The sequence below is a fragment of the Rhizobium sp. YTUHZ045 genome (genome assembly GCF_051124255.1).
Lineage (GTDB): Bacteria > Pseudomonadota > Alphaproteobacteria > Rhizobiales > Rhizobiaceae > Rhizobium.
Genome location: NZ_CP101435.1, coordinates 347,861 through 365,750, shown reverse-complemented (window position 1 = coordinate 365,750; position 17,890 = coordinate 347,861). Strand labels below are relative to the sequence as shown.

The window sequence follows — 17,890 nt, the reverse complement described above, 5'->3', positions numbered from 1 at the left end:
CATGGCGCCGGCTCTCGCACGACAGATGGAAAGCCCGATCCGGCGCCTCAGGCTCCGGGTCTGCGGCGCCGTGCAGGGCGTCGGTTTCCGGCCTTTCGCCCTCCGCTTGGCGCGGACGATGCGGCTTTCCGGCTTCGTGCTCAATGACAGCGCCGGCGTGCTGATCGAGATCGAGGGTGAGGATGCCGGTCGCTTTCCCGATGCGATCCGCGCCTATGCGCCACCCCTTGCCCGCATCGACTCGATCGATGTTCTGGAGCTTCCGCCCGCCGGCGGCGAGCAGTTCGAAATCCTCGAAAGCCTGGGCGGCAAGAGCGCGACCCGGATCGGGGCCGATGCCGCGACCTGCGACGAATGCCGCCGCGAACTGACCGATCCCGCGAGCCGCTTCTTCGGCTATCCCTTCGTCAACTGCACCCATTGCGGCCCGCGCTTCACCATCACCCGCGCGCTGCCCTATGACCGGGCGCAAACGTCGATGGCGTCCTTTCCGATGTGCCGGGCCTGCGCGGCTGACTATGTCGATCCGGAGAACCGGCGCTTCCATGCCGAGCCTGTTGCCTGCCCCGATTGCGGCCCGAAGCTCAGCCATCCCATCGCGGAAGTAGCGGCCCGGCTCCAGGACGGCGCGATCGTCGCGCTCAAGGGGATCGGCGGCTTCCATCTCGTCTGCGACGCGCGCAACGATGCGGCGGTCGCCCTCCTGCGGCAGCGCAAGGCGCGCGATGAGAAGCCCGTCGCCGTGATGGTGCGCGATATCGAGGCGGCGCGGCAGTTCGCGAAGCCGACCGAAGCCGAAGAGGCGCTGCTGGTCTCTCCGGCCAGTCCGATCGTGCTCGTCGAAGCCCGGGCCGGTGCGGTTGCAGGCGGGATCGCGCCCGGTCTCCGCCGCATCGGGCTGATGCTCGCCTATGCGCCGCTTCATCATCTACTGCTCGATGCGCTCGCCTCTCCGCACTGTCCCCCCGCGTTGGTCGCGACCAGTGCCAATCCCGGCGGCGAGCCGTTGGTCGCCGACAATGCCGATGCCGCGCGCCGCCTCTCAGCGATCGCCGACCTGATCGTCACCCATGACCGTGACATCGCCGTCCGCGCCGACGACTCCGTCATGCAGGTGATCGACGGCGCGCCCGCTTTCATCCGCCGCGCCCGTGGCTTCGTGCCGGAGCCTGTCGATCTCGGCGCGGATGGTCCTTGCGTGATCGCCACCGGCGCCGACCTCAAGAACACCGTCTGCATCACGCGCGGCCGCGAGGCGTTTCTCTCCCAGCATGTCGGCGGGCTCGACAATGCCGAGGCGATCCGTTTCCAGCGCGAGGCGATCAGCCATCTCTGTTCGGTCTTGGATGTGAAGCCGGAATTCGCCGCCTGCGACCTGCATCCGGATTTCCGCTCGGTCCGGATGGCGGAGGGCTTGAACCTGCCCTTCGTGCCGGTCCAGCACCATCTCGCCCATGTCGCGGCCGTGGCGGCGGAGCATCGCCTTCAGGGGCCGGTTCTCGGCCTTGCGCTCGACGGCCACGGCTTCGGCACCGACGGCACGAGCTGGGGCGGCGAAATGCTCGCCGTCGACGGTCCCCGCTGGCATCGCGCGGGATCTCTCATGCCCCTGTCGCTGCCGGGTGGCGACCGCGCGGCGCGCGAGCCCTGGCGCATGGGTGTCGCGGCGCTTCAGGCAGCCGGGCGGATCGACCTCGCGCCACGGTTCTGGCCCGACCATTCCGGCGTGGCACAACTTACCGCGATGTTCGAACGCGGCTTGCGTCCCTCGGTGACGAGCAGTCTCGGCCGGATGTTCGACGCCGCGGCGGCGATCGCGGGTGTTCGCCTCGTCCAGGGCTACGAAGGACAGGCCGCGATGGAGTTCGAGGCTCTGGTCCAGGCACCGCGTTGCCTCGCCGGCGGATATTCGATCACCGACGGGGCGCTTGATTTCCGGCCACTCATCCTGCGCCTCGCCGAACGGGGTCTGCGCGGCACCGAGGCTGCCGACCTCTTTCACGGCACGCTGATCGCGGGTCTGGCGGATTGGGCGACCGGTGGCGTCGCCGCGCTTGGCACCCGGCAGGTCGCGCTCGGCGGAGGATGCATGATGAACCGCGTGCTTGCGGAAGGTCTCGTACGAGCTTTGAAGAGCCGAGGCCTCGAACCATACCTGCCGCGTCTCGCACCCGCCAATGACGGCGGCATCGCGCTCGGCCAGGCGGCCCATGCGCGGCAGGTCGTCATGAACGAACAAGCATTAATGGAGGAGAACCGGACATGTGCCTAGCCATACCGGTCCAGGTCAAGGAAGTACTACCCGACAACATGGCGAAGGTCACGCTCGACGGCGTCTCGAAGATCGTTTCGACGGCGCTCGTCGATGACGTGAAGGTCGGCGACTACGTGGTGCTGCATGTCGGCTGTGCGCTCGCCAAGATCGATCCCGAGGAGGCGGAGAGGACACTGGCCCTGATCCGTGAAGCTGCGATGGGAGATGCGGCATGAAATATATCGACGAATATCGCGACGGCAGGCTCGCCAAGGACATCGCCCGGCAGATCGCCGCCCTTGCCGACCCGGCGCGTTCGTATCATTTCATGGAATTCTGCGGCGGGCACACCCATGCGATTTCCCGCTATGGCCTGGAAGACCTGCTGCCGCCGAATGTGAAGATGATCCGTGGGCCGGGCTGTCCCGTCTGCGTGCTGCCGATCGGCCGCATCGATGCGGCCATCGCGCTTGCCCTGCGGCCCGAGATCACGCTCTGCACCTATGGCGACCTGATGCGGGTGCCGGGCTCGAACGGATCGAGCCTGCTCAAGGCCAAGGCGGCCGGCGCCGATATCCGCATGGTCTATTCGACGCTCGACGCGCTCCGGATCGCCGAGGCCGAACCCGACCGCGAGGTCGTGTTCTTCGCTATCGGCTTCGAGACCACGACGCCGCCGACGGCGCTGGCGCTCAAGGCGGCGATCGCGAAGGACCTCCGCAATTTCTCGATCTTCTGCAATCACGTGCTGACGCCCGCGGCGATCCAGAACATCCTAGAGAGCCCCGACGTCCGCAAGCTCGGCACGATCAAGATCGACGGCTTCATCGGCCCTGCCCATGTCTCGACCGTGATCGGCACCGAGCCTTACGAATTCTTCGCCGAGGAATTCCGGAAGCCGGTTGTCGTGGCGGGCTTCGAGCCCCTCGATGTCATCCAGGCGATCCTGATGCTCGTCCAGCAGGTCAACGAAGGCCGCCACGAGGTGGAAAACCAGTATATCCGTGCGGTGACCACGTTTGGCAACGAGAAGGCACAGGCCGAGGTCGCCAACTTCTTCGAACTCCGCGAGAGCTTCGAATGGCGGGGTCTCGGTGAGGTCCCCTGTGGTGCGCTCAGGCTTCGGCCGCAATATGCGGCCTACGATGCCGAGAAGCGCTTTTCGATGGAGACGCCGGCCGCCAAGGACAATCCGGCCTGCGAATGCGGCGCGATCCTGCGTGGCGTCAAGAAGCCGGCCGACTGCAAGCTGTTCGGCACGGTCTGCACCCCGGACACGCCGATGGGCTCCTGCATGGTGTCGTCGGAAGGCGCCTGCGCCGCGCACTGGACCTATGGCCGCTTCCGTGAGAAGGCGCGGCAGATGGATGCCGGGAGGGCGGTCGCATGAACATGATGATCAAGGCCTACAAGCGAAAGCTCGATATCGCCAATGGCCGCGTCGATCTCTCGCATGGTGCCGGCGGCCGGGCCATGGGCCAGCTGATCGAGGGCATCTTCCACAAGGCCTTCGACAATGACTGGCTGCGCGCCGGCAACGACCAGTCGGCGTTCACGGTGCAGAGCGGGCGCATGGTGATGACGACGGACGGCTATGTCGTCTCGCCGCTCTTCTTCCCCGGCGGCAATATCGGCATGCTCGCCGTCCACGGCACGATCAACGACATTGCCATGGCTGGCGCGGTGCCGCTCTATCTCTCGGCGAGTTTCATCATCGAGGAGGGCTTCTCGCTCGCCGATCTCGAACGCATCGCCGACAGCATGGGTGCGGCCTCGCGCGAGGCCGGCGTGCCGATCATCACCGGCGACACCAAGGTGGTCGAGCGCGGCAAGGCCGACGGCATCTTCATCTCGACGGCCGCTGTCGGCAGGGTGCCCGACGGGCTCGATTTCAGCGCCGATGCCGCCCGGCCGGGCGATGCAGTGATCGTCTCCGGCTCGATCGGCGACCACGGTGTCGCCGTGATGTCGAAGCGCGAGAACCTGGAATTCGATACGGCCATCGTCTCCGACAGTGCCGCGCTGCACGGGCTTGTGGCGGCAATGGTTGCGGCCGGCGGGCAGCATATCAGGCTGATGCGCGATCCGACGCGCGGCGGTATCGCTGCGACGCTGAACGAGATCGCCAGCCAGTCGAAGGTCGGTTTCCGCATCGACGAGGAGGCGATCCCGCTCAAGCCTGAAGTCGCCGCGGCTTGCGAATTCCTCGGGCTCGATCCGCTTAATGTCGCCAACGAGGGCAAGCTGGTGGCCGTGGTCGCGCCGGAGGGTGCCAACGCGGTGCTCGCGGCGATGCGCGCTCATCCTCTCGGTAAGGAGTCGGCGTTGATCGGCCATGTCGTGGCGGATGATAATTACTTCGTGCAGATGGCGACCTCGTTCGGCGGCGGCCGGATCGTCGACTGGCTGTCGGGCGAGCAACTGCCCCGGATCTGCTGAGGACGGTGATGCGCATCCTGCTCCTCTGCCACAGCTTCAATTCGCTTTCCCAGCGCCTGCATATCGATCTCAGACGGGCGGGGCACGAGGTCTCGGTCGAACTCGACATTCATGGCGACCTGACACGCGAGGCGGTCGCGCTGTTCGCGCCCGATCTCGTCATCGCGCCCTTCCTCAAGCGGCCCATTCCGGCCGATGTCTGGCGGCGGACGCACTGCCTGATCGTCCACCCCGGCATCCGGGGTGATCGCGGCCCAAGCGCGCTCGACTGGGCGATCCTCGACGGCGAGACGACCTGGGGCGTGACGCTGATCGAGGCGCGGGAGGAGATGGATGCCGGGCCGGTCTGGGCATGGCGGGAATTCCCGATGCGGGCGGCACGGAAATCGAGCATCTACCGGCACGAAGTGACCGAGGCTGCCGCGGCCTGTGTCTTCGAAGCGATCGAGCGCCTCGGACGCGGGAATGGCCCAGTCATGCCGGCGAACTGGGGCAGGGGCCGCGAGCGGCCCGCCTGCCGCAAGTCGGACCGGACGCTCGATCCCGCACGTCATTCCGCGGAGGAAGCGCTTGGCATCATCCGTGCCTCGGATGGCGACCCCGGTGCTGTGCTGACTATCGCCGGACAGAGCTATCTGGCGTTTGACGCCGAGCTGGCTGCCGGGCTCTCTGGGCTGCCCGGAACGATGCTCGGCCGATCCCGGCAGTCGGTCGCCATGGCCTTCCGGGACGGCGCGCTCTGGATCGGCCATCTCCGCCGGCCGGAGGCGCGGAGCCTGAAACTGCCGGCCGGCCGGCTTCTCGGCGCCGAAGCGGCAGACCTGCATGAGATCGCCGGCCCCGAACTCTGCCGCTATCATGAGGAGAACGGCGTCGGCTTTCTCGATTTCCGCTTCCATAACGGCGCGATGTCCTCCGAGGATTGCGAAACCCTGCGGCATGCGGTCGTCGCCGCCAAGCAGCGCGCGCTTCCGGTTCTGGTCCTCAAGGGCGACGCTGACTGCTGGTCGAACGGCATCCATCTCGGCATGATCGAAAGCGCTGACAGCGCGGCGGACGAATCCTGGAGCAATATCAATGCGATGAACGACCTCGTGCGGGAGATCATCGAGACCGGTGACCGGCTGGTGATTGCAGCCGTGACCGGCAATGCCGGCGCGGGCGGCGTCTTCCTGTCGCTCGCCGCCGACGAGGTGTGGATGCGCGACGGCGTTATCCTCAATCCGCATTACAAGGACATGGGCAACCTCTATGGCTCCGAATACTGGACTTATCTCCTTCCGGCCCGCATCGGCGAGGATCGCGCCCGTGTCGTGACCCAGGCGCGGCTGCCGATGGGCATTGACGAGGCGCTCGAACTTGGCCTGGCGACACGCCGCCTGCCGTCCGATGTCATCGCCGCCGAGGTCGAACTGCATCGGGCGGCGGCCGAATTGGTGGCGTCCCCCGATCTGGCGGAACGCATTGCCGCCAAGCGCGCGCTGCGTGCCCGCGACGAAGCCGAAAAGCCGCTCGCCGCCTACCGTGAGGAGGAGTTGCAGCGCATGCGGCGCAATTTCTACGGCTTCGACCCGAGCTATCACGTCGCGCGCTACAATTTCATCCGCAAGACGCCCAAGTCGCGCACGCCGGTGACCCTTGCTATCCACCGGGCGGGTGGCGGCGAGACGGACCGCAAGAGGACAATGCGATGACCAACCCGCACGCCACCGTGCTTGTCGTCGATGACGAAGTGCGCTCGATCGAGGCGATCCAGCGCGTCCTGTCAGACGAATTCGAGGTCATCGGCGCCCGCAATGCCAAGGAGGCCGAGGAGGTGCTGGAAGGAGAGATGGTGCAGGTCATCCTCTGCGACCAGCGTATGCCCGGCGAATCCGGCGTCGAGTTCCTGAAGCGCGTGCGTGAACTCTGGCCGGACACTATCCGCATCATCATCTCGGGCTATACAGACTCCACCGACATCATCGAAGGCCTGAACAATGCCGGCATCTATCAATATATCACCAAGCCCTGGAGCCCCGACAAGCTGATCGACTGCGTCCGCGAGAGCGCCAATCTCTGGCGCCTGCAGCACGAAGTCACCGACATGCGCATCGAGGTGAAGCCGGCGAGCGAGGCGCTGCAGAAGGTCATCAGCGACCGCCGGCGCAACCTGGGCCAATCCTTCGGCTTTGACCGCATCATCCATCGCAGCGACAGTCCGCTCGCAGGCTCGATTTCACTCGCCCGCCGCGCCGCGCGCTACGATGTTTCGGTCCTGATCACCGGTGCGTCGGGAACCGGCAAGGAGTTGCTCGCTCGCGCGATCCATCAGGAATCAGCCCGCGCCGACAAGACCTTCGTGGTGGAAAACTGCGGTGCCCTGCCAGATGAACTGCTCGAAAGCGAACTCTTCGGCTGCAAGAAGGGCGCTTATACCGGCGCCTATCAGGACCGCATCGGCCTCTTCGAACTGGCCGACAATGGCACCATCTTCCTCGACGAGATCGGCGAGACCTCGCCCGCTTTCCAGGTCAAGCTGCTGCGCGTGCTGCAGGAGGGCGAGATTCGGCCGCTCGGCGCGCAAAGGCCGCGCAAGGTCAATGTGCGGGTGATCTCGGCGACCAACCGCGATCTACTTGCCGAGGTCGCCGCGGGCCGGTTCCGCCGCGACCTCTACTACCGGCTCGCGGCCTTTCCGATCCACATGCCGGCGCTCAAGGACCGGATCGAGGACATTCCGGCGATTGCCGAGCGCTTCCTCACCCAGATCAACCAGTCGTTCAACCGGGAGGTTGCGGGTTTCCATCCCCGAACGCTAGACCTGATGATCGCCTATTCCTGGCCCGGAAATGTCCGCGAGCTGCACAACGAGATCCAGCGGATGACGGTCCTGTCGGACGGGAATGCGCCGCTCGCGGCGGAGCTGCTCTCCCCCGCCATCCGCAACGGCGAACCTGCCGCCACGGCCTCCGACGGCAGCATGCGCCAGCTCAAGGACATTGTCGCCGAGGTCGAGCGGTCGGCGATCGAGGCGGCGCTAGCCCGCCACGACGGCAATATCAGCCGTAGCGCCGACGAACTGGGCTTGTCGCGCGTTGGTTTGCGGAGCAAGATCGAGTGCTACGACCTCAAGCGCTACCCTGATGACGAAACCGATTAACAAGAACGAACGGCCGGCCGGCGAGGACCTGATCAGCAAGATCTCGCTGCCCAGCCTCTTCGCACTCGACGGTTCGAGCGAATCCATGTGGGTCGACGTCATTCACCGCATGGATGAGGTCTATTCCGAACTCCTGCGCAACGAGACCGATCTCGAGCGCAAGAATGCCGAGCTCGAAGAGGCGCAAACCTTCATTTCGAGCGTGGTGGCGTCGGTCTCCGACATCCTGATTGCCTGCGGCAGCGACGGCATGATCCGCAAGGTGAACCCCGCCTTCCTTCACCTGGTCGGCATGGAGGAGACTGCCGTTATCGGCACCCGCATCTTCGACTATGTCGTAGAGACCGACCGCAAGGAAGCCGAGCGGCTGATGAGTGCCGGGCAGCAGGGCAGGGTGCTCGAAGGGGACCTGCATTTCAATGCCGCAGCCGGCCGCGAGGAATGCCTTGCTATGCGGTGCGCCGCCCTGTTCGACGGGCGCCGCCGCAGGTTCGGCGCCGTCCTCACGGGCCGGCCGATCAGCGAATTGCGGCAGGCCTATCAGGCGCTCCACCTGGCGCATCTCGAATTGCAGCAGGCGCAGCGCAAGCTGATCGAGCAGGAGAAGATGGCGAGCCTCGGCCGGTTGGTCGCGGGCGTCGCCCACGAGCTCAACAATCCCATCTCCTTCGTCTATGCCAATATTTACACGCTCGACCGCTACCGCAAGAACCTGGTGTCCTACCTGAATGCGATGCACCAGGGCGCCGGCCCCGACGAGATTGAAAGGCTGCGCAAGACGTTGAAGATTGATGCAATCGTCGGCGATATTGATCCGTTGCTGGAAGGCACGATCGAAGGCGCCGACCGGATTAGCGATATCGTCAAGAATCTCCGGCGCTTGTCCTTCAGCGGAACTGGCGAGCGCCAATCTGTCGATCTAGACCGGCTGCTGCGCAACTCCGCCCATCTCGCCGTGCGCGCCAAGAACTCACGCGCCAATGTTGAGATCGACAGCGACCCCGATCTTTTGATCGAAGCCCATGAAGGCCAGATGCACCAGGTTTTCGTAAACCTCATTGACAATGCGCTCGATGCGGTTGCCAAAGTGAGGGATCCGCGAGTCTGGCTACGCGCTCGCCGGGACGAGGGCGATGGAACCATTGAATTCACAGTCCGCGACAACGGCGACGGGATCAAGGATAGCGACCTGGGCAAGATTTTCGAACCTTTCTTCACCACCAAAACGGTCGGTGAGGGCACCGGGCTCGGTCTATGGATCAGCTTTTCTATCGTTCAGGACTATGGGGGGACTGTCAGTGCCCGCAATTGTGCGGCCGGCGGCGCTGAGTTGTGCGTCCGGCTGCCGGCGGACAAAGGCTACCAAGATCCCTAATTCCGGGCACGCGCGGCGATGTGGCACGCCAGCGTTATTCTGTTTGTCTCTCATGTGGAGTAGGCCCAGACGGAACGGTATCGAGCTAACCTGCGGCGTACTTCGGCTGCGGGCAGTCGGCATCTCGGATGGCTGAATAGCGTCGTCAGACCGCTGTGGAGGCGATCGAGGGGAACGTGGTTGCCTTCGGCAAACTGGTCGAACAGCCAAAAGACTCCGTGCATATCGACAGCCTGGGCGTTCGCCAGTTCGCGCAACACGCCATCGCCCGTCAACAGTGTCCAGCCTCGCCCTTCAGCGATGGCGAAGGCAAACGTATCGGGGATCGAAAGGCGGGCATTCTGCCGGCTCAGATGAGTCGCCCGAGTGAGTTCGGCAGGCGTCAGGACCTCAACGAGAAGTCCTAACGCCACCAACTGATCGCCGAGTGCGCCTGCCAGTTCCCGCTCAAAAAGAAGGTCAGGCACAGCGAAGCCCACAGGCAGCCTGAACATGTCCTCAAGCAACCGAGCCCGTTCAAGGTCGATCAACACAGAGGTATCGGAGACAAGGATCGACACCGGTCAAGCCGCCACCTGATCCAGTCTTGCATCCAATTCTCGCACCGAAATTCCGAGCAGTTCGGCGGCGCGCGAATCGCCTATCACGCCTTCGGCCAACGCCCGGTAGCAGAGCCGTTCGAAGCGCCTGGGCTCCTCAAGCTCCGGTTTCATCGTCTCCGGTTCTTCGAATGGCGCTGCTCTCCATCCGCGTTCCGCAAACACCTTGAAGAGTCTCGCGAAGGCAGCCTGGTTGATGATGCCCAAATCCTTGCACCGATAGGCCAAGGCCTGGATGCTCACGCCGAAGCGCTTTTTCAAGGCGACAAACTCACCAATGCTGATCGATGAACGGTGCGCACCGATTTCGGCGCGCAGCACATCCGCCGGCATAAGAAAGGCGCCCGCGAAGCGGTGTGCGGCCTTTTCCTCGTCTACCCCCTCACACGGCGCCATGACCATGTGGCCGAGCTCGTGGGCGAGGTTGAAGCGCTTGCGTTCCGACCACGTGCTGCGCTTGACGACAATGATGCGCGCGGCCGTTCGTCCTTTGCGCCTGACTTTGGCGGCGAGACCGTCAACGTCGTCGAGGTCGAGTGATAACACCTTGATGCCGCGTTCTTCGAGCAATTCGGCAAGTTGTGGAACGGGATCGTTGCCGAGACCCCAATCCTCGCGCACTGACCGTGCGGCGTCTTCCGCATCACGCAAGTCGGCAACCGGATGTGGCGCGCTTCGCGGCTGTTCCCATTCGACACTGCGCATTTGAAGAAGATCCTCGACGGCCAGATAGCGCTCCAGCATGTGGATCGCGCGCGCCTCGAGGATCGCCTCCTCTCTTGCCGACGTTCCGATCTTTTTCCTGAAGTCGACACCTTCCAGCGCAAGTTCATCCTCACTGAGGAGATATTCTTCCGCAACGCCGAGCGTCCGCGACAGTCCGATCAGCACGCGCGAACTCGGCATGTCTTCGTTTCTCTCGTATTTGCCGATGGCCTGTGCGGAGACGATGCCTCCCATGGCATCGGCGAGTGCGCGCAACGACAGGCCCGATGCCGACCGGGCTACTTTGAGCTTGTTTCCGATCATGATGGCCTCCTTTTGCTTCGGTTTCCAATAGTACGATTTAGTGGAAATTTTGTAAACTATAATGTCTTGAAACGCGATCTGCGGCTCTCTATGTCATATCCGCGTCATTCAAAGTCTGTCTTTGTAAACCGAGGATGCACACCGGGGATATGCCGCCGATTGGCGGCCCCCAGATTGGTATCGGCGCGAAAGGAAATGGCAAATGGCGTTGAGCAACACCGAACTGCGTTACTACGACAGCAATGTCCTGCGCCTGCCGGCCGACAAGCGCAAGGCGTATCACGAGCAGGTCGACCGGTTGATAGCGGAACTGTGCAAAGGGGTGCGTGACAAGACCGAGATCAAGATCACGAAAGTGGTGAAGGCCGGTTCTTTCGCGAAATTCACGATCCTGCGCAAGACCAGCGTCGATCCGGTCGACGTCGATGTCGTCTTCTACATTGCCGGCCGCGACGCCAGCAAGGAGACGCTCGATAGCCTGAACAACACGATCTACGACCTGTTGATCAAGATCTATCCGAATAAATCCGTCGAGGATTTCGAAATCCAGCGTAAGGCGGCGACAGTGACCTTCGTCGGCACGGGCCTCAGCGTCGATATCGTCCCGGTGATCGAGGATGAGGCCAGGCCTGGATATGGCTGGCAGTTCGACATTCATGACGGGTCGAAGGTCGAGACCTGCGCGCCTTGCCAGATCAAGTTCGTTCGCGATCGAAAGAACCAGGACGGCGATTTTCGCACGTTGGTGCGGCTGGGAAAGAAGTGGCGCAACCAGGCCGAACTGAAGCCGCTGAAATCGTTTCACATCGAGCTGATCATGGCCCATGTGCTGGCAACACAGGGCAGCTCCGGCAGTATCGAACAGCGCTTCCGCAATTTTCTTCTCTACATAGCCCAGTCCGGTCTCAAGGACGAGATCCGGTTTCCGGAAAACACCGCGCCTTTCGCCACCTTCTCGGATCCCGTCGTCATCCTTGATCCGGTCTACAGCCTCAACAACGTGACGAGCAGGATCTCGGAAGCTGAACGCAAGGAGATCGTGGCGGCGGCGGAGGAGGCTTGGGAGGCTGCGAATTTTGCATCTGCCGAAAACGACAATGAAGTGTGGAAGGAGCTTTTCGGCCCCCGCTTCAAGACGGAGGAATGAGATGAGCCAGACCCGCACCGCCAGCGCAAGCGCGACCTATACGGATGTCGACGTCGAGAACGTGGTCCGGCGCATGAAAGCGGACCTGATCATGATTGGCGACAGCACCGGCGCGTGGACGCCGACAGAAGCCGCGAACTATGCCCACGATGTCGAGGTTCTCGCCAAGGCAGGCTATCTTGCGTCCGTCGATGTGACGCTTCTGAGTAATGACCTCGAACAGCGGGCAACTCGTTTTGATGTCAACACGGATGCAGGCTCGCTGACGTCCAGCAGGCCGGGCGGCGTGTTGTGGCCGAAAGTACCGTCGCCGTACCTGCGCGTCGTCCTGCGTTATACGGGTGCCTACACCAGTGCCGCCCGTGAAGCGACCCGTGGAAAACTCAAGATCAACTGGTCGCCGTCTAAAGCCGATACCAGCCATTCGTCCCTGACGTCGTCGGGCGGGCGTGATTACGCCAGCAATGCCTACGGCATGCAAAGAAAGGATTGGGCAGCGTGAGCCAGCCAAGCATTTTTGACAGCGAGACACCGCTTCCGAGCGATGAGCTCTTCAGGCGCGAACGTACATTGCTGGGCTTCGAGGCCCGCTATGCACGCATTCACGATCAGTTGCGGCTGCTTCTCAACGTCGGTGGTCTGGGGGAGTGGAACCGCAAGTTTCACGCGGGCAAGCTCGCCATCTGCGACCTCGTCGCCGAGCAATATCCGCTGGTTATCTTCCACGGCGATGTCGGTACGGGCAAGACAGCGACGGCTGAATGCATTGCCAACAAACTGGTAACCGAGGCGAAGAGCGAGGATTCCATCCTGTTCAAGCTTTCCAACCGTGTGCGCGGCAGCGGTATGGTCGGCGAAATGGGAACGCTGATTGCCGAAGCTTTCCGCAAGGTGACCCAGTCGGCCGGCAAATCGCGCCGCGCCATTCTCATCATCGATGAAGGCGACAGTCTTGCTGCCTCGCGCACCCAGGATCATAGCCACCACGAAGACAAGGTGGCGGTCAACACGCTGATCCAGGGCGTCGATGATTTGCGCAAGTACGGCGGTCGGATTGTCGTCATTTTGTGTACCAATCGTCTTTCGATCTTGGATGCCGCTTTGAAGCGGCGAGCCGCCATCATGGAGGAGTTCAGGCGTCCGTCGGACGACGATCGGCGGCAGCTTTTCCAGATGGACCTCGCAGGCCTGGGCCTGCAGGCGGCTGAGATTGCCGAGCTTGTCGCGGCGACAGGCGCACGTGACAAGCATCCTTCCTGGACATATTCCGACATTCGCACGCGTCTCTACCCCGCCGCTCTGGCAAGAGCCTATCCGAAAGAGCCCCTGAGATTTGAGCATCTGAAATCGGTGGCTGGCGCAATGCATGCTTCGCCGATTATGGAGGACAAATGATGCCGCGATCACCCTTGTTCGGCCGTCGCATCCACATCTCGGGAAGCATCGTCGACGATCTGGCCGTTGCCTCGACCGACAACGTGCAGTCGGCCCGGGAGCTGGTCGCATCACTTGTCAAGGAGCTGATGAGGAGGGGCGCGAACTTCGTTTTGCCTGTCGATGCCGAACCGTTGCGCAAGGCCGACGGTCTGCCGATCTGCTTTGATTGGCTGGTCTGGAAGTCGATCAAGGACAATCTGGTGTTGAGACCGCAAAATGTACCAGGTCCTCTCGTCGTCGCGGTCCAGCATCACAAGACCGAGGACCAGATTCCTGACGATAAGGTCGATCTGTGGGACGAACTGCGTGGCTCGCAATTGATCAAGATCGAAAATGCCGCCCACTGGAACATGAACAGCAAGCGCATGGAAGCTCAAGCCCAGTTCGGCGACATCCTTGTTGCCCTCGGGGGCACCGAGGGCGTGCTGTTCCTGGCAAATCTCTATCATGATGCCGGCAAGCCGGTCGTGCCGCTCAATCTCGCGCTTTGCCCGGAAACAACGGGTGCGAGGCGCCTTTACAGTTTCGGGCTCAACAGCAGCCAATCCCGTCGTCTGTTTCAAATTGCGGATGACGGCGACGCGCACGACTGGATCAATCGGATCCGTTTTCCACGCCGACAGCCCGTTGCAGAACGCGTTTCGTTGTTGGTCGAGCTTTTGGAATCCCTTGAAAGACCAAGGGCCTTTGCCGTGCGCCTTCTCAATCCGGAGCTTGCCGACTATAACGATGTTCAAAATTTCTTCGACACGGTCGTCCAGCCGGTCGTCGAGGACGAGTTGGGCTATCGTCTGATCGTCATCGACGGGCGTCAGGCCTATGAGCATTCAAGGATCGACGAGGAGATTTTCGCAAAGCTTCATCGCTCGAGCGTGGTTCTGGCCGACATAACGGGCGCGCGGCCGAATTGCTTTCTCGAACTTGGATATGCTCTCGGTCGCGGCTTGCCGACGATGGTCATGGTGCGGGAAGGGACGAGCCTTCCCTTCGATATTACGACTTTCTCCGGTCTACACTGGAAGACGACCGGAACCGTCGAGGAGAGGCGGCGGGCATTCCGGGAACACTGGCAGGCCATTCGCAACCGCCCCTCTCTCGTACCTGCGGAGCCGTTGATCTCATGAGCGAAAAACGCGAAGTCTTTGTGTCGGTGGACGTGGAGACCGCCGGCCCGATACCCGGCGAGTTCAGTTTGTTGTCGATCGGCGCCTGTTCTGTTTTCGAACCGGAAAAGACATTCACCTGTGAACTCCAGCCGATCAATCGGAATTTCGACCCGAAGGCTTTGAAAGTGAGCGGGCTTTCTTTAGAAGAGCTTGACCGAACCGGATTGCCGCCATCCGACGCCATGGCCGCGTTGTCAAATTGGGTCGCCGAGATCGCTGGCCCCGACGGCGATCCCGTGTTTGTGGGCTTTAATTCTCCCTTCGACTGGTCCTTCGTCAACTATTACTTCCACCGCTTCACCGGTCGCAATCCGTTTGGCTTCACAGCGCTCGATATCAAAGCGCTCTATATGGGTGCGACGGGTTGCACATGGCGGGAGACGCGTTCGAGCCGGATAGCCGAACACCTGAAACCCAACCTGGCAGGTACGCATGATTGCCTGCAGGACGCGCTATATCAGGCGGAGATTTTCCGCCTGGTTTCGTCGAAATTGATCGCTGCGAAGACATCCTGACCAGCCCATCGCCGGCCGGGTTTCCTGAACCAGACAGGAGGTCCCGTTTGCGTCAATTGCACCATATGGTAGCAAGTGAAAGGGCGGTGTGTGCCGGTTCTCCGTTTGCCGATCGCACGCGAGCAGCGCCAACAGATGAACGACGGGGACGCGTTTCAGAAATGACTGCTCTGTCGATCGAGCTCATCTTGCAGAATGAACGGGAAATCATGGCGCCTGGTCCGCTGCCGACCGACCGCGTTGCCCTCGAAGGCGAAGTCTGGGCAAAGGCGCCGCTGCAACTGGAGCCGGACGCGGACGAGGCATAGCAGACTGGTGACACAGGGGCCGTTCAGCGGCTGGCGGCTTTCGACGAGCGGTGGAAGGCTGCCCGGCTCCGGCGCCTCCTGCTTTCGACTGCTCCGCAACATTGGCCGCGTCCTGGGAACTGATGATTGGCGCACTGCCGCCGCAGCTGCGGCGCGATATCAGCATCGTCCGCCGCGTTGGAAGCTTCCGCCAACACTCCCAAGGATCTGGCTGGTTTAGCTGCCGGATCAGGCCATAAGGAGGGTGATGTTGTCCTGGACGTAGGTTTCGAGGCTGCGTGCCGGCCTTCCGGTCAGCACCTCGACGTCAGCGGTGACGAGGGCAGTCCAGCCCTCGCGGACCGGATAGAAAATCGATGCGAGGAACGAGGCGTAATCGGCCGGTACGCCTACGCCGGTCAGAATGCCGATGAATGTTTCGTCGTTGAGGGGATTGTAGGCGACGTCTTTCCCGATTGCCGCCGAAATGAGCTTGGCCGCCTCGGCGTAGCCGAGAGCTTCGGGGCCTGTCAGGTTGAAGGCTCTGTTGTCGAACTTCTCGGTTGTTAGGGCCGCTGCTGCGCTTTCGGCGATGTCGCGCGCATCGATGAAGCTGGACTTCCCGTCCGCAGCCGGAACGGCGATCTCGCCGTGGTCGATGCCGGCCTTCCAGAAAGTGTGGAAGTTGTCGGCAAACCAGTTCGGACGCAGGATGACGTAGGGAACGCCGGTTTTTTCGAGTGCGATCTCAACCTGGCGGTAAGGGATACTGTCATCGGCATCGACGCCGAGTACGCTCTGAAAAACGACTTTGACGTTGGCGGCGGCGGCGGCCGCGATCACCGGCAACAGCAGGCCCTTGGAATCGACGTATCCGGTCGGCAGCATGACGTAGGCGGCATCGACGTCGGCGAAGGCTGGTGCGATGGTCGCCGGGTTGGCGAAATCGAACACGACGCCTTCAGCGCCCTCCACTGACTTGCCGGAACGCGAAGCGGCGCGGACTGCGTAACCCTTGGCCTGGAGTACCTTGACGAGGGGCGTGCCGACATTCCCGGTTGCGCCGAGAACGAGAATCTTGCCTTTCATTAACATTCTCCTTAGTATCTACTGGAAACCTTGTTTCTGATAGATACAGTCCGATTGCACTGAGGGAAAGAAGGCACTTTCGGGTCACGTGGTTACTTCAAGTAAACCGTTGAGACGAAAGCAAAGGAAAACCAGAGATGAAGCACGCCTATAATGTTTTTGAAGACCGGTGTCCGACGCGGCTCGTTCTTGACCGGCTGGCGGATAAATGGGCGCTTCTAATCCTCGACCGGCTGGAAGGCGAGCCGGTACGCTTCAACTATCTCAGGCGGGATATAACGCATTTCCCAGAAAGTGCTCTCCCAGACGCTGAAGAAGTTGGAACGTGACGGCCTGATCTCAAGGGCGATTTTCCCGACGGTACCGGTGACGGTGGAATATGCGCTGACGTCTCTTGGGCGGACACTGACAGAAACCGTTTCGGCGCTGGCACATTGGGCGGAGCACAATATGGATGCCGTGCTGGCTGCCCAGCAGGCCTATGATGCCCGTGCATAACGCCGGGCTTTTGCTTCAGCCTTTGCATTTTTTTCTCCCGCAGGCTTCGGCGCTTGGGATACCGATTTTGCCCTGTGATGAAGGCCGAGATCGGCGCGACCCAGGTATGGGCCGATTTCAATGTGTGCCTCGCAGCTGACATGCTGAAGAAGCTGCTGCAATGGCGTTCCAGATCGACGACGAAGTCATTCCTCCGGATCTGCCCGCTTCGCTGGCGATGGCAGTATGGGTTCCTGCAGGCGCCACTGTGGGCATTGCGCCCTGGAACGCGTCATCGTCGTTGTCCTGGCGCTTGCGGTGCCGCTGGCTTGCAGCGATACTGCTGTTCTCAAATGTCGGGGTAGCGCCTCGCCCTTGGCCTAGTCATCAAGGCAATGGCCGAAGGTGGACCGCCTCCTGAGGCTGTCAAACACATTACCAACACACCTGCAGACGGCAACCGCATCCTTGAGGCGATGTCGCTGATCCGGCGGTGCGGCGGGTGAGCTTCACCCGTTCAACGAAGATCGGTCACGCGGTTGCTGCGGTTCAGGCGGCAACTTTCGGCGCTTTCATGAAATCGGGCCACATCCGCATGCCGATGGAGCGGATAATTGTCCACAAGAAGATCGTCGACGGCGAAGTCGAGAAGCTGGTGGCAAAGACGGAGACGCTGCCTGCGGCGATCCCCTCAAGGACCGCCCTTCCTTGCAGATCGAAAGCGGTATGTGCCACAGAAGCGGTCGTACCGTTCACGAGGAGGCAAAGACGCCACTCGGCAGTATAAAGTCGTCTGACATCGGCTGTTTCGGCGGGCGGGGGGGCAGGGTGTTGGGCGCGTCACCCGGCACAGATCCCACGCCCGGCCTGAGGAATGGTATGAAATTAGAGCTCTATATTGTCGGCACTCTATAGCCTCCAGCAGAGGCTGAAC

At 62.2% G+C, this 17,890-nt stretch carries 17 protein-coding genes and 1 pseudogene; 15 read left to right on the top strand and 3 right to left on the bottom strand.

Annotated features, from left to right (window positions below):
• Window position 1 precedes the first annotated feature (1 nt).
• Genes hypF through NMA58_RS31215 form a run of 7 tightly spaced genes read left to right on the top strand, consistent with a single transcriptional unit; the run spans window position 2 to window position 9,210 of the window.
• Window positions 2-2,272 (top strand): carbamoyltransferase HypF, encoded by a 2,271-nt coding sequence (gene hypF, locus NMA58_RS31245; protein WP_431324635.1) that lies wholly within the window; start codon window positions 2-4, stop codon window positions 2,270-2,272.
• Window positions 2,263-2,490 (top strand): HypC/HybG/HupF family hydrogenase formation chaperone, encoded by a 228-nt coding sequence (locus tag NMA58_RS31240; RefSeq protein WP_416068664.1) that lies wholly within the window; start codon window positions 2,263-2,265, stop codon window positions 2,488-2,490. Before hypF ends, NMA58_RS31240 begins: the two co-directional genes overlap by 10 nt.
• Window positions 2,487-3,644, top strand: a complete 1,158-nt coding sequence (gene hypD / locus NMA58_RS31235; RefSeq protein ID WP_434714956.1) for a hydrogenase formation protein HypD — start codon at window positions 2,487-2,489, stop codon at window positions 3,642-3,644. The genes NMA58_RS31240 and hypD overlap by 4 nt, the downstream gene beginning before the upstream one ends.
• On the top strand, window positions 3,641-4,693 hold the full coding sequence (hypE, locus tag NMA58_RS31230; protein ID WP_416068666.1) for a hydrogenase expression/formation protein HypE: 1,053 nt from the start codon (window positions 3,641-3,643) through the stop codon (window positions 4,691-4,693). The genes hypD and hypE overlap by 4 nt, the downstream gene beginning before the upstream one ends.
• A gap of 8 nt (window positions 4,694-4,701) precedes the next feature.
• A complete protein-coding gene (locus NMA58_RS31225) occupies window positions 4,702-6,387 on the top strand; it encodes an enoyl-CoA hydratase-related protein (protein WP_416068667.1) in 1,686 nt (561 codons plus the stop codon).
• A complete protein-coding gene (locus tag NMA58_RS31220) occupies window positions 6,384-7,835 on the top strand; it encodes a sigma-54-dependent transcriptional regulator (RefSeq protein ID WP_416068668.1) in 1,452 nt (483 codons plus the stop codon). The genes NMA58_RS31225 and NMA58_RS31220 overlap by 4 nt, the downstream gene beginning before the upstream one ends.
• Complete coding sequence (locus NMA58_RS31215) at window positions 7,819-9,210, top strand: sensor histidine kinase (protein ID WP_416068669.1); 1,392 nt, start codon at window positions 7,819-7,821, stop codon at window positions 9,208-9,210. The genes NMA58_RS31220 and NMA58_RS31215 overlap by 17 nt, the downstream gene beginning before the upstream one ends.
• A gap of 50 nt (window positions 9,211-9,260) precedes the next feature.
• On the opposite strand, the gene NMA58_RS31210 is transcribed toward NMA58_RS31215, so the two are convergent.
• Window positions 9,261-9,770 carry a hypothetical protein gene (locus NMA58_RS31210; protein WP_416068670.1) on the bottom strand — a complete coding sequence of 170 codons (510 nt, stop codon included), beginning with the start codon at window positions 9,768-9,770 and terminating at the stop codon, window positions 9,261-9,263.
• 3 nt (window positions 9,771-9,773) lie between these two features.
• Entirely contained in the window at window positions 9,774-10,838 is a 1,065-nt protein-coding gene (locus tag NMA58_RS31205; RefSeq protein WP_416068671.1) for a helix-turn-helix domain-containing protein, read from the bottom strand.
• A gap of 202 nt (window positions 10,839-11,040) precedes the next feature.
• Here NMA58_RS31205 and NMA58_RS31200 point away from each other — a divergent pair, with 202 nt between their 5' ends.
• From NMA58_RS31200 to NMA58_RS31175, 6 genes are all read left to right on the top strand, one after another.
• Window positions 11,041-11,985 (top strand): CBASS oligonucleotide cyclase, encoded by a 945-nt coding sequence (locus tag NMA58_RS31200; protein ID WP_431324632.1) that lies wholly within the window; start codon window positions 11,041-11,043, stop codon window positions 11,983-11,985.
• Window position 11,986: 1 nt separating this feature from the next.
• On the top strand, window positions 11,987-12,487 hold the full coding sequence (locus NMA58_RS31195; protein WP_416068673.1) for a hypothetical protein: 501 nt from the start codon (window positions 11,987-11,989) through the stop codon (window positions 12,485-12,487).
• The gene (locus tag NMA58_RS31190; protein ID WP_416068674.1) at window positions 12,484-13,380 is read left to right on the top strand and encodes an AAA family ATPase; all 897 of its coding nucleotides are present in this window, start codon (window positions 12,484-12,486) and stop codon (window positions 13,378-13,380) included. The genes NMA58_RS31195 and NMA58_RS31190 overlap by 4 nt, the downstream gene beginning before the upstream one ends.
• Complete coding sequence (locus NMA58_RS31185) at window positions 13,380-14,546, top strand: hypothetical protein (RefSeq protein ID WP_416068767.1); 1,167 nt, start codon at window positions 13,380-13,382, stop codon at window positions 14,544-14,546. The genes NMA58_RS31190 and NMA58_RS31185 overlap by 1 nt, the downstream gene beginning before the upstream one ends.
• Window positions 14,543-15,103, top strand: coding sequence for a 3'-5' exonuclease (locus NMA58_RS31180; RefSeq protein ID WP_416068675.1), 561 nt, complete (start codon window positions 14,543-14,545; stop codon window positions 15,101-15,103). Before NMA58_RS31185 ends, NMA58_RS31180 begins: the two co-directional genes overlap by 4 nt.
• Window positions 15,104-15,264: 161 nt before the next feature.
• Window positions 15,265-15,411 carry a hypothetical protein gene (locus tag NMA58_RS31175; RefSeq protein WP_416068676.1) on the top strand — a complete coding sequence of 49 codons (147 nt, stop codon included), beginning with the start codon at window positions 15,265-15,267 and terminating at the stop codon, window positions 15,409-15,411.
• 228 nt (window positions 15,412-15,639) lie between these two features.
• Here the strand turns inward: NMA58_RS31175 and NMA58_RS31170 are convergent, their stop codons facing one another.
• Window positions 15,640-16,479 carry an SDR family oxidoreductase gene (locus NMA58_RS31170; protein ID WP_069456841.1) on the bottom strand — a complete coding sequence of 280 codons (840 nt, stop codon included), beginning with the start codon at window positions 16,477-16,479 and terminating at the stop codon, window positions 15,640-15,642.
• A gap of 137 nt (window positions 16,480-16,616) precedes the next feature.
• Here NMA58_RS31170 and NMA58_RS31165 point away from each other — a divergent pair.
• Window positions 16,617-16,977: pseudogene (locus NMA58_RS31165) on the top strand (winged helix-turn-helix transcriptional regulator).
• A gap of 553 nt (window positions 16,978-17,530) precedes the next feature.
• Window positions 17,531-17,743: a hypothetical protein gene (locus NMA58_RS31160; protein ID WP_431324666.1), complete on the top strand. Its 213-nt coding sequence runs from the start codon at window positions 17,531-17,533 to the stop codon at window positions 17,741-17,743.
• The last annotated feature ends 147 nt before the right edge of the window (window positions 17,744-17,890 follow it).